Source organism: Pedobacter endophyticus (genome assembly GCF_015679185.1).
Taxonomy (GTDB): Bacteria; Bacteroidota; Bacteroidia; order Sphingobacteriales; family Sphingobacteriaceae; genus Pedobacter; species Pedobacter endophyticus.
The window spans coordinates 2,636,010-2,648,447 of record NZ_CP064939.1; the positions used below are offsets into that span (position 1 = coordinate 2,636,010).

At 41.1% G+C, this 12,438-nt stretch carries 9 protein-coding genes; 5 read left to right on the forward strand and 4 right to left on the reverse strand.

Annotated features, from left to right (window positions below; all coding sequences use genetic code 11):
* The first annotated feature begins 24 nt into the window (after nt 1-24).
* Both IZT61_RS10615 and IZT61_RS10620 read left to right on the forward strand, forming a co-directional pair.
* Nucleotides 25-897, forward strand: a complete 873-nt coding sequence (locus IZT61_RS10615; RefSeq protein ID WP_196101102.1) for a transglutaminase-like domain-containing protein — start codon at nt 25-27, stop codon at nt 895-897.
* Between the two features lie 498 nt (nt 898-1,395).
* A complete protein-coding gene (locus IZT61_RS10620) occupies nt 1,396-2,523 on the forward strand; it encodes a glycoside hydrolase family 18 protein (RefSeq protein WP_196101103.1) in 1,128 nt (375 codons plus the stop codon).
* Nucleotides 2,524-3,199: 676 nt separating this feature from the next.
* On the opposite strand, the gene IZT61_RS10625 is transcribed toward IZT61_RS10620, so the two are convergent.
* Nucleotides 3,200-4,468, reverse strand: coding sequence for a DUF4595 domain-containing protein (locus tag IZT61_RS10625; RefSeq protein ID WP_196101104.1), 1,269 nt, complete (start codon nt 4,466-4,468; stop codon nt 3,200-3,202).
* 281 nt (nt 4,469-4,749) lie between these two features.
* Nucleotides 4,750-5,337 (reverse strand): crossover junction endodeoxyribonuclease RuvC, encoded by a 588-nt coding sequence (gene ruvC, locus IZT61_RS10630; RefSeq protein ID WP_196101105.1) that lies wholly within the window; start codon nt 5,335-5,337, stop codon nt 4,750-4,752.
* A 41-nt stretch (nt 5,338-5,378) separates the two neighbouring features.
* Here ruvC and IZT61_RS10635 point away from each other — a divergent pair, with 41 nt between their 5' ends.
* Genes IZT61_RS10635 through IZT61_RS10645 form a run of 3 tightly spaced genes read left to right on the forward strand, consistent with a single transcriptional unit; the run spans nt 5,379 to nt 8,612 of the window.
* Complete coding sequence (locus IZT61_RS10635; protein ID WP_196101106.1) at nt 5,379-6,356, forward strand: lysylphosphatidylglycerol synthase domain-containing protein; 978 nt, start codon at nt 5,379-5,381, stop codon at nt 6,354-6,356.
* The gene (locus IZT61_RS10640) at nt 6,334-7,470 is read left to right on the forward strand and encodes a glycosyltransferase family 2 protein (RefSeq protein WP_196101107.1); all 1,137 of its coding nucleotides are present in this window, start codon (nt 6,334-6,336) and stop codon (nt 7,468-7,470) included. The genes IZT61_RS10635 and IZT61_RS10640 overlap by 23 nt, the downstream gene beginning before the upstream one ends.
* Complete coding sequence (locus IZT61_RS10645; protein WP_196101108.1) at nt 7,470-8,612, forward strand: ABC transporter permease; 1,143 nt, start codon at nt 7,470-7,472, stop codon at nt 8,610-8,612. Before IZT61_RS10640 ends, IZT61_RS10645 begins: the two co-directional genes overlap by 1 nt.
* Before the next feature lie 328 nt (nt 8,613-8,940).
* On the opposite strand, the gene IZT61_RS10650 is transcribed toward IZT61_RS10645, so the two are convergent.
* Nucleotides 8,941-11,019 carry a M16 family metallopeptidase gene (locus IZT61_RS10650; RefSeq protein WP_196101109.1) on the reverse strand — a complete coding sequence of 693 codons (2,079 nt, stop codon included), beginning with the start codon at nt 11,017-11,019 and terminating at the stop codon, nt 8,941-8,943.
* 33 nt (nt 11,020-11,052) lie between these two features.
* Nucleotides 11,053-12,366, reverse strand: a complete 1,314-nt coding sequence (locus IZT61_RS10655; protein WP_196101110.1) for a M16 family metallopeptidase — start codon at nt 12,364-12,366, stop codon at nt 11,053-11,055.
* Nucleotides 12,367-12,438: the final 72 nt, after the last annotated feature.

Genomic DNA, 12,438 nt, shown 5'->3' on the forward strand with positions numbered 1-12,438 from the left:
ACACCGCTAACCTATGTATGTTTTATGGAAAATATAGCAGAGATAAGTGCTTTAGTTAAATTGTTAGATGATCCTGACGAAGAGGTTTATCATCATGTAGAAACGAAACTGCTCGAATATGGCGGTCAGGTAGTCCATTATCTTGAAAACGCCTGGGAAGAATCTTTCGATGGCTTATTGCAGCAACGCATAGAGAATATCGTTCATCAAATCCAGTTCAATACCGTTAAAGAAGATTTAAACCTGTGGTATTTGAGCGGCGCTTTCGATTTATTGCAGGGCGCACTGATCATCAATCGTTATCAATATCCGGATTTGGACGAGCAGAAAATCATTATCCAAATTGAGGACATTAAACGTGAAATTTGGCTGGGGCTGCAATATGAAATGAGCTCGGTTGAGAAAGTAAAACTAATCAACCATGTGCTGTATCAGCAGTTTGGCTTCGGTGGGAATACCAAAAACCACCACGACCCACAGAATTCTTATATCAATCAGGTACTGGAGCGTAAAAGAGGCAATCAAATTTCACTGGCGATTATCTATTCTGTTTTGGCTCAAAAGCTCGATCTGCCTATTTATGGCATCAACCTTCCGCAGCATTTTATTTTGGGTTATATTGATGAAAGCCGACAGGAAGGAACGGAATATGGAGTGCTTTTTTATATCAATGCGTTTAATCGGGGCAACATTTTCGGCAAGCATGATGTTGATCAATTTCTGCGACAGTTAAATCTCGAGGCCCTGCCAGAGTACTATCGACCTTGCAGCAACAGCGATATTATCCGTCGGATAATCAGAAACCTGATTTCGGCCTATGAAAACGCCGGGGCTACGGATAAAGTGATCGAACTTAACGAACTACAAGACATCCTTGCCGAAAAAGCAAAAGAATAAACGGGAAACCGTGAACACTTTGGCCTGAATAAATTGTATCTTTATTAAAAATTGAACTGATGAGCACCGCAGAATTAAAGGTTAATTTGATAAAACTATAACTGATTTAGAAGAGGTGAGCTTTTGAAGCAAATCCATTCAATTATCCATGCGAACGATTCAAAGATGCTGAATTTTACTGCTACGGAAAAAGACGTAATAGTGCGAGCCAGAGAACAGTTTAAAAATGGCGATTTTTTGGATCATGAAGCCGCTGAGAAGGATATTGATGAATGGTTAAGCTAGTTTGGCGGAAGCTATACTTTTTCACTTCTCAATCGTTTTTTTCAGGCTGAGCTTACTCGAAGCCACTTGCACCGCCCTTCGACTACGCTCAGGGTGACATTAGAGATCATAATTCATCCTAAACAACATTTTAGCTATTTGGAACACTGATAAACACCCAGAAAAGTTCAAAGAAGTTCTTAAAAGCATCCGATAACACCAATTTATTTCTTTATGCAAACAACTGCTAAACATCTCTTCGCATCTATCGCGTTAATTTTATTCAACATTATCATTATCAGTCTTTTCGCGAAAGACCTTAAAGCTCAAAAAGTTATTGGCCCGAACGTAATCGCATATTATTCAACCGGAAGACCTTTGGCGATTGACAGCTTTCCGATTGAGAAACTCACTCACCTGATTTACAGCTTTGGGCATTTAAAGGGCGATAGTCTTTACATTAGCAATGCCAGAGATTCGGCATTGATTACCCAAATGGTTGGGTTAAAAAGCCGAAATAAGAACCTAAAAGTGATGATTGCTTTGGGCGGATGGGGCGGTTGCAAAAATTGCTCAGAAGTTTTTAATCGCCAAGAAGGGCGAAAGGCCTTTGCAAAGTCAACCAAAGATTTACTCGATTTCTTCAAGGCTGATGGCATTGATCTCGATTGGGAATATCCGGCGGTGATGGGTTATCCCGGACATCAATATTTATTGGAAGACAAGCACAACTTTACTTTACTTGTTGAGGAACTGCGCAAAACACTCGGCAAAAAAGCCGAAATCAGTTTTGCCGCCGGTGGCACAAAAAACTGCATCGATTCTTGTTTCGAATGGAACAAAGTAATGCCACTTGTTAATCGCGTAAACCTGATGAGTTATGACCTGGTTAGTGGCTACGCAACCGTAAGCGGTCATCACACCCCGCTCTACGCTAATGCACAGCAAGAATTATCGGCCGATTTTGGCGTAAAAGCATTGATTGCTGCAGGCGTTCCGCCACAAAAAATTGCTTTGGGCGCAGCGTTTTATGCCAGAATATTCCAAAACACTACCGACGCCAACCAGGGTTTAAACCAACCCACCAAGTTTTTGAAAGGCGTACCTTACAAAAGCTTTAAAGACCAGTTTACTGAAGAAAAAGGCTTCAAATATTATTGGGATGATGTGGCAAAGGCGCCTTACTATTATAACGCCGCTAGTAAGCAATTTGTAACGTTCGATGATCCGAAATCAATCGCATTAAAAACGAAATATGTTATCGACCGAAAACTAAATGGCATTATGTTTTGGGAACTGACCGAAGATAGTTACCAAAACGGTTTGTTGAGTGTTATTGATGAAACGATAAAAGCAAATTAACTTTGCGAAACCTTCGTTTTGTTTATTCGTTATTGCCCTACAGGGGCAACCCCGTAGCGAGGCCGGGCTATGATGCTATTAAGTCAACGGTGAAATGAAAAATATTGTCATCCTGAGGGGCAATTTTATTGGATAAAAATCAATATGACCGACGTTTTTTAAAGCGGTCGTCATTGCCCCAAAGGGGCTACTTTGTAGCGAGGCACGAAGCAATCTATTCTGCAAGAAAAGCGCTGATGAGATTGCTTCAATCGATGAAAAATCGATTTCGCAATGACGAAACGTCAATGGTAGTGCCTGCCTGACCGGACGGGCAGCTATGCTATTAAGTTAAGGATAAAATGAAAAAATATTGTCATCCTGAGCGGAGTCGAAGGACAGATATTTTTCGTTTTATCCTATAGAAAGGGTCTTCGACTGAGCCTGTATTGAGCGTAGTCGAAATGCTCAGATCCGATAGCTATCGGATGACAATTGACAAGCTTAACTTAATAGACATTGGGACGGGCAGGCAACAAATTATCCGCAAGCGATGAAACACAAAACGCCAATAATGCACTACCTAAAAAGGGCGGAGTATGTGGGCATGGACGGTGAGATTTAAGTTACACCTGCCCGTCCGTTCAGGCGGGGATGCTTTCCCGAGAAGTCCCGGAAAAGATAACGAGACGACACATTAATCATTGAATTTAATACTAAACTTGCCTTCAGTAATTTGCACCACTACGCCCTTTTCAGTTTCAACAGTTCCATTGAAAGTACTTTTAATAAATCCATCCTTTTTGAAAGATAAATCGGCAACGAAAAGCCATATTTCAGCAGAACCGGTTTTGGTTGAGAAAGATAAACCTGAACTATTTGTATACTCCATAAAGTGGCTGTTTTTCGAGTAAGAAGAACTTTGAAAATTTAGCCCCTTAGTAAAAGCGATACTTGGTTCCTCAAGAAAATACTTAAATTTAGGACTTTTCCCATCTTTTGCACTGCCCGTTACTGTTATCGACCGTGGCGAGTTGACATCTCGAATCGCAGAAAATTCTTTAGCCACAACCTGCACGCCATCTACTTTATATGATAAATAATATTCAGCCGAGGGATCAGTTGTTTCAGTATTCGGCTTAACAGCTGCGGCAGTGCTACAACTATACACAAGATCAGCCGATATTGAAGATTCGTATGCTTTCGTACCATCGCTCAAAATTGTTGCAGTTTCAATCACAATAGAGGTTGCGTTTCCGTTGGCATCAAACTGATAAGTGTAATCGGAAACAACGATATCACTCGAGCCATTTGAGCGTTCTGTAGATTTTTTCACTGCATTTTTCGATCGCCTACCGTAGTAGCCGCCCGGCATGTAATCGACCACAAGGGCAAGTGGATCGGCCAGTTCGATGGGGTTGCCAAGTACCTGGTCGGAGTATTCGTAAGTTTCTATCTCAACCGTTGCATCATCAGGATAAGTAGTTTTGGTTTGTGCTAAATTACCATTGGTATAAGTAAGTTCAACAATCGAGTTTAGCTCTTTATCTAAATAACTTTTAACAATGCTGATATATCCTTCAGCACTATAGGTATATTCCTTCGTTGCCAGAACAGGTTTTTCGTTTACCACAAAAGAATTCATATATGTGCTGCTCACCACCCGGCCATTAACCAGTTTAAGCACAGTCTTTTCATCGTTAACCGAGCCGGTAATTTCCGTAGCCGTATAGGAATATGTTTTTTTCTCGCCATCACTTGTAACAGTACTTAACCTACCCGATGCATCGTAAGTATAATTAAGAGTGTACTTACCGAGTAAGCCTAAATCAGTGTTAGTTGTAATCAACTTGCAGCCATTTGCATTAGGAATGGGGCGGTTATTCCAGTTAACTTCTTTTTGGCAGCCTGTAATAGCGAATATTGCAACGACATTTACCAGTAAAATTTTTAAATGTTTGATCATTTTGGGCGTTAAATTGAGATTGAAAAACATCTTATTAAAAAACATAAAAAGCAGTGATGAATCAACAAAAACCTAGTTATTGACTTTCGCTGCAGAAATATTCCCTTTTAAATAATTAACACGATTTGCAGATGATGAGAACCAGGAACAGTTCCAATATAGTAAAAAATAGTAACAGCGCCGAATCCGGACACCGAGAAAATCGATTATTTATAGAAGGTACTTGAGGTTAAAACTGATGAATTTGGCGTTATGCGAACCAAATCTAAGATTTACGATCCTTACTTCTTTCCTTTTACCGCCAATCCCTTAACCTTGGTTTTATTGTCGCTGACAAACGATTCCCAGCCCGAGTAGGTTTTCGATTTTCCGCCAGTTGTTATTTTCTGAAAGGAATGACAAACTGCAACGGCCAAACCATCCGTAGCGTCTAAAAACTCGGGCGTTTCCTTAAAATTTAAGAGGCGTTGTAACATGGCGGCAACTTGTTCTTTGGTTGCATTTCCGCTGCCCGTGATGGATTGTTTAATCTTCCTCGGTGAGTATTCGGTTACCGAAATGTTTCGCGAAAGTGCAGCTGCAATAGCGGTTCCCTGAGCCCTGCCTAATTTTAACAGCACCTGAATGTTCTTACCATAAAAGGGCGCTTCAATAGCCAAAACATCCGGTTTATATTGATCAAGTAGAACTACTGTTTTTTCGAATATGCGCTGTAGCTTCAAAAAAGGATCGTCGAGGTGGGTCATTTTCACCACACCCAAACTAATCAGCTCCGTTTTATTCCCTTTCTCCAAAATTACGCCATATCCCATCACAGCAGTGCCGGGATCGATGCCCATAATTACCCGTTCCTTTTTTTCGTTCAACATTACAGCAATATTAAGCATATTTGCAAACTAAAAAGATAATCTTGACGGGCAAGAACAAAAAAATATTATCCCTCCTTATAAAAATCGCAATTGTTGTGTTTGCCTTTTGGTTTATTTATCATAAGCTGGTTGCAAACAAAGGCCTCAAAAACTTCAGTTCACTTTTAGTCGATATTCCCCAAGTGGAAATTATCGGGGTAATAGGCTTTGTAATCTTGTTAATGTTCGTAAACTGGTTTATCGAAGCTGCCAAATGGAAGCACTTAATGCTTCAAATAGAAAGAATTACCTTTTATCGGGCAATTGAATCGGTTTTTTGCGGTTTAACGCTGGCCATTTTTACACCAAACAGATTAGGCGAATATGGCGGTCGCGTTTTTTTTCTCTCGCCTAAACGAAGAGTTGTGGGTATTGTGGCAATGAGCGTTGGCAGCATTGGTCAGTTGGTTTTAACTAATGTATTCGGCGCAATTGCAGCGTGTTTTTTCGTCTACAGGTTTATCCCAATGGATAAGGTATTTTTCATTGCCATCGTTTTTTTTGCCGCTATATTTGCGCTGTTCTTTATTGTATTTTACTTCAACATCAGGTGGCTAAACGGTATTTTACTTTCCTTTAAGTTTACCAGAAAATACAAAAAGTTTTACAGCATCTTGGGCCGCTACCGTAAAGGGGCACTATTCAAGATCATATTATTTTGCCTTGCGAGGTACATCGTTTTCAGCGCTCAATATTTTATCCTTTTTGTTTGGCTTATTCCGGGCTTGCATTATGCCGATATCATCATGATGACTTGCCTGCTTTTCCTGGTACAATCGGCACTACCTTCTCTAGATCTGTTCGATGTAGGCATAAGAAGCGTTACCGCCGTTGAGCTTTTCAAGCATATAACTGATCAGCACGTGGCCGTAATTGCATGCACCGCAAGCATCTGGCTTATAAATATTATTATTCCTGCTATCTTAGGCACTTATTTCGTTTTTAAACTTAACTTTTTTGGAAATCTTAAATCTAATTAGTCTTTTTTCTGCGGCGTTAACCTTAATATATGTTATACTCGTTATCGGTTTTGTAAGGGGTTGGCGCAATTTGCAGTATTTCATCCCGAATAAAAAATCGTTTGCCACTAATGTTTCTATCATCGTTGCCGCAAGAGATGAAGAGCAAAATATAGGCAAGACTATAAATGATCTGCTGGCGCAGGATTATCCGAAAAACCTAACGGAGATTATTATTATCGATGATCATTCGACGGACAGCACCGCAGAGATTGTACTGAGTTATGCAGAGAAGAACGTTCGCTTGATTAAGTTAAACGAAGATCGGGCGCTAAATTCTTATAAAAAGAAAGCCATACAAACCGCAATCGGAAGTTGCCAGGGAGAATTGATTATTACCACCGATGCAGATTGCAGAATGGGGCCCAAATGGCTTTCGACTATCGTATCATTTTATGAGGAGAAAAACCTAAAAATGATTTCATCGCCGGTTGCCTATTTTCAGGAAAAGAGCTTTTTCGAGCGCCTGCAATCGCTTGAGTTCTTGTATTTAATTGGTTTGGGTGCATCAACCATTGGCAACAAAAAGCCGTCAACTTGTAATGGGGCAAATTTGGCCTACCAAAAAAGTACGTTTTACGAGGTTGGTGGCTTTCAGGGGATAGACGATTTGGCCTCGGGCGATGACGAACTGCTTTTGCATAAAATTGCCGCACGCTACCCCGATAAAATCGGTTTTTTAAAAAACAGCGATGCAATTGTTTATACCCATGCAAAAGAAAACCTAAGCGCCTTTATACAGCAACGCAAACGCTGGGCATCCAAAAGTACGCGCTACAAAAACAAGGGCATCATTGCTTTAGGCGTTTTAATTTGGGTATTTAATCTGAGTATTTTGGGTAATTTTATTGCCGGACTGTTCATTCCACATTTTTTAGCCGTTACATTTTATCAATTAATAGTTAAAATGCTATTAGAAACGCTATTTTTATGGCGTGTAACAGGCTTCGCAAAACGGAGAGCCCTACTCGTTTTAATCCCGGTTTTAAATGTTTTACATATTCTTTATATCGTGTACATTGGCATCGCTGGCAACAGCGGAAAATACAATTGGAAAGGCAGAATGGTTAGATAATGGATAACAGCCCATCAAAAAAAGTTTGGTTAAAATTTAAGCGGAACAAAATTGCGTTTGCCGGCCTCATTTTTATTTTGCTACTGATGATTATGGGCGTATTGGGCTATCTGATTATGCCCGACGATTCTCCCGATGCCAACGTTCAGAAAGTGCAGATTGCAAAGCAAAAGCCGGGTGCAAAATTCACTTTTCTTATTGTAGAGCGGTACAGTCACATTAAAAAAGTCGGTTTTTTCGAAAGAATGCTTTACGGACAAACGCCAAATATCAAGAGCATTCCGATAACATCGTACAGCATAGTTAATAACGACGTATTTGTAACAGAATACATTGGCGAGGAAGAAAAGGCCGCCGAAACAAGATATAAACTGGCCACGCTTTGCGCCGCCTGCATGCTGCCCTCCAATGACGAAACGCCCAAAACCCTGTTCGAGAAAAACAATATTTACACAAAAACATTTTGGCTCGGCACCGACATTTACGGTCGCGATTTACTTAGCCGATTAATTTTGGGTATTCGCGTTTCACTTTCCGTAGGCTTAATGGCCGTGCTGATTTCACTTTTTATTGGCATCAGCCTGGGCGCCATTGCAGGTTACTTTGGTGGCAAAACCGATGCTGCCATAAGCTGGCTAATGAATGTGGTTTGGTCGCTGCCATCCTTACTACTTGTTATCGCCATTTCCTTTGCATTGGGCAAAGGTTTTTGGCAAATTTTTATCGCCGTAGGTCTATCAACCTGGGTTGATGTGGCCCGATTGGTTCGCGGGCAGGTAATGGCGCTGAAAGAAGTAGAGTTTATTGAGGCGGCAAGGGCGCTGGGATTCAGCACAAGCAGAACAATTATTAAACACATTCTGCCAAATATTGCCGGGCCGATTCTTGTTGTAGCATCATCTAATTTTGCATCAGCAATTCTGCTGGAGACTGGTTTGAGCTTTCTGGGCTTTGGTGCCCAACCGCCGATGCCGAGCTGGGGGAGCATGATTAAGGAACACTATGGCTACATCATCATGGATGCGGCCTATTTAGCGGTTCTGCCCGGCCTTGCCATTATGCTTACCGTTTACGCTTTCAACGTGTTAGCCATTGGTTTACGTGATGCCTTTGATGTTAAAGGGCAGAATGTATCGGTATAAGAAATTGCTCATTCACCGTCATGTCGATAACCGTTCCTTTATCGGTTGAGATATACCCGCCTGCGTTGGGCAGGCCTGACCATCATTACGTAATTAAAGTCGGCAGTCCTTAACTAACAGATTTCTCTTCCGAAAAGAAAAAATCGGGATTCGAAATAACGTAGAGACGAAAGTTTCAACTGACGGAACTTGATTAAAAAAAAAAGAGGCTGTCTCAAAAGTCGACTTTTAATTTCCTTTCCAAATAAAATCCGATAGCTATCGGATCTGAGCTTAGGGACGTCATTTTGTTTTTTGGACAGCCTCTTCGAACAAAAACTAAATTTTATTAGTTAAAATCTTCTGCTTTTAACGGCGGATTGACTTTAATCTCCTTGATTGCAATTGTAAATTCCTGCGATCCCTGAGGCGTTTGTACGCTTTGTGTTAGTGCGTACGGGAACAAAACATCGCCTACTTTTTTATAATCGGCATATTCTGTGGATTGACTCATCTCCATTGTTCCCTTGGTCATCGTCTTTTCATCTTTTAAAAGCAAACCAGTTTGTGTATCATAATATTCAGTTCTCTTTTTGCCCGAGGCCGAAGTAACGTTCACCTTATAGGCATTGGCACTACCTACTTTCGCAGTTCCTGCGGTTTCTAACTTGGTTCCATCTGTAGCATAATAAAGTTGGCTCACAATGCCTTTTTCCTCTTTTTGCTCTTCAAGATCATCGCCAGTTAATTCCTGTTTTTGCCCCATCGACATAGCGTAGCCTTTGGTTCCATCAAAAACCTGTTTCATGGCCGTTTGGCCGCCCATGGCAAGCTCCATACTGCTTAAATTTGGTAGCATCTTTTTTATGGTTACAGCTAATTTTTGTCCTTGCATTTCCATTTCGCCAGTTTGTTGCAGAGCCGTAATCTTTTTAATTGCGGCTTCACCACCTAAGGCTTTAATATAATCGCCAATTATTTGCTCAGCAGACTTTGCCGCTGTCGTTGGCATGGCCGAAGCTTTAATTGGCTCAGCAAAGGTGTTAAATTGATTCACCACAAAGCCCGCTTTCTTTAATCCTTCTTCAAAAGCTTCGGTTTTACCAACAATTACAACACGTGTATTATCATGATTGTAGTACTTTTTAGCTACCCGCAAAACATCGTCAATTGTTACGGCATTAATTTTTTGAAGATAGGTGCGATAGAAATCTTTTGGCAAATTGTTAATCAAAATGCTACTTGCAAAACCAGCAATGCGGGCAGGATTTTCTAACCCTAGGGCGAAACTTCCATTGTAAAGATTCTTTGCGTTTTGTAACTCCTCAGCAGAAACTTTTGTAGTGCGAATGTTGTTAATCTCTTTCAAAAACTCTACCACTGCACTGTCGACCTTTTCGTTTCTAACGGCGGCAGATGCCGAAAATTTAGATTGAAAACGGCCGGCTCCGGTACTTGAATAGGCACCATAGGTAAACCCATGTTTTTCGCGAAGATTCATAAATAATCTGGCATCGGCACCACCGCCCAGAATTTGGTTGGCCAACAAAACAGGAAAGTAATCGGGACTGCTCATTGGCAAATCAATTAGGTTTACTACGGTAATTTCCGATTGAACTGCGTTGCTAACGTTGATCACATCAACCTCTGTTTTAGTCGGATTATTCACTTTCGTTAAAACTGGCAATGTTAAACTAGCGCCTTTCCAATCGCCAAATGCTTTTTCGGCCAAAGCCTTCGCTGCTTCTGGTTTAATGTCGCCTACAAAAGTTAAATAGCCGCGAGATGGGGTAATGTACTTCTCATAAGCTGCCTTTACATCATTTAACGTTAAGCCATTTATCGATTCTTCGGTTTGGAACTCGCCGAACGGATGGGCCTTACCATAAGCTAAGGCATTAACCACACGAGCGGAAATCGCCTTTGCACTTTTCTCATTAGATTTTAAACCTGTAATGGTTTGCGACTTGAGTTTTTCGAATGATTCTGCTGAAAACGCCGGTTTGCGAATGCTTTCTGCCATTAAAGCAAAAGCCTGGGGGAAATAACGCGTCAATGCAGATGCAGAACCGCCCGAGGCGCCCGCACCTACATTAGCACCCAATTGGTCTACCGCCTCATCAAACTCGGCTTTTGTTTTCGTGGTCGTGCCTTCGTTTAGCATACCACCCATTAAACCCACAACACCTGCTTTAGTGCCTTCGGTAATTGGACCGGCATCAATGCTGTAGCTTGCAGAAACCTTTGGCAGTTTGTGGTTTTCGACAACCAAAACCGTAATGCCATTGGCTAATTTGTACATCACCGGATCGCCGATGGTGATTACTGGTGCCGGGCCTGGTTTTGGCTTATGGCTTCGATCTATATTTTGGGCTGAAATGCCTTGAGCCAACAAGGATATTGCAGCTATAATGAATAATTTCTTCATGATTTTAATAATTAATTAGAATAAGCGCTGCGCTTATTTCTTTGGTAAGTAATACAATACAACTCGCTGGTTTTGGTTAAGGTATTTCTTAGCTACATCCCTAATCTCTTCTCGTGTAATCGACCTGATCACCTCTAATTCCTCGTTGATGTCGTTCGTATCCTTATCGTGAAAAGTATAACCAGCAGCCAGATTTTCGGCTACACCCAACATCCTGCTATTTGTACTTACATAATCATTCTCGAATTTATTTTGAAGTTTTTTATAGTCGCTTTCACTGATCAAATCAGTTTGAAGGCGTAACACCTCTTCGTCTATATCTTTTAATAGATCATTTAGTGGTGTATTTTTGTTCGGCAACGCCAACGTAATGTACGCGCCATAATCTTCTAGCGAATAATTAAAAGCGGCTACCTGCAAAGCTGTTTTCTTTTCATCAACCATTTTGGTGCTCAATCGCGAGCTTCCACCGCCGGATAAAATTGAACTGATCATTTCCAGTACCTTGCTTTCTCGGGTTTTCATACCAGGAACACGGTATGCCGCAAAAATCGCCGGAATTTGGATGTTTGCATCATAAGCAGTATCAATAATCTCTTTATTAATTTCGGGCAATTTGTACTCTTTACGCACTACTGGCGCCCCTTTTGGCACTTCGGCGAAGTAGGCTTTAACCAATTTCTTCGTCTTTTCTACGTCTAAGTCTCCGGCGATGGTTAAAACCGCATTATTGGGCACATAGTATTTTTTAAAGAAAGCGATAAACTCTTCCAGTTTTGCGGCATCTAAATGCTCCATTGAGCCGATGGGCTGCCAGCGATAAGGGTGACCGGCAAAAAGATGCTGGAAGATTTTTTCTGTAAATTTTCCGTAAGGTGCGTTATCAATGCGTTGCCGTTTTTCCTCTTTTACTACTTCGTTTTGCCGCTCTACGCCTACTTCATTAATTACCGGATGCAACATTCTTTCGCTCTCTAACCACAATCCTAATTCGAGCTGGTTAGATGGGAAAAGCTCGTAATAAAAGGTGCGATCTTGAGACGTATTGGCATTGTTTTGTCCGCCATTGCTGCTTACCAGCTTCATAAAATCACCCTTTTTGATGTTCTTTGAACCTTCGAACAACAAGTGCTCAAAAAAGTGGGCAAAACCTGTGCGCTCAGTTTCCTCGTCTTTAGAGCCAACGTGGTACATTACAGAAACTGCAACAACAGGCGCAGTCTTGTCTTCATGTAAAATGACATGCAAGCCGTTATCCAGATCGAACTCCGTAAACTTTACCTTTTGGGCAAAGGCACTTAAGCACAGGCTGGAAATGGCCAGGGCAAAAAGAAATCTTTTTTTCATTGGTATTTTTTTTCTAAAAAATGGTTAGAAATAATCAGAGGCCAGGGGCGAAAGATAATTTCATGTAAATAA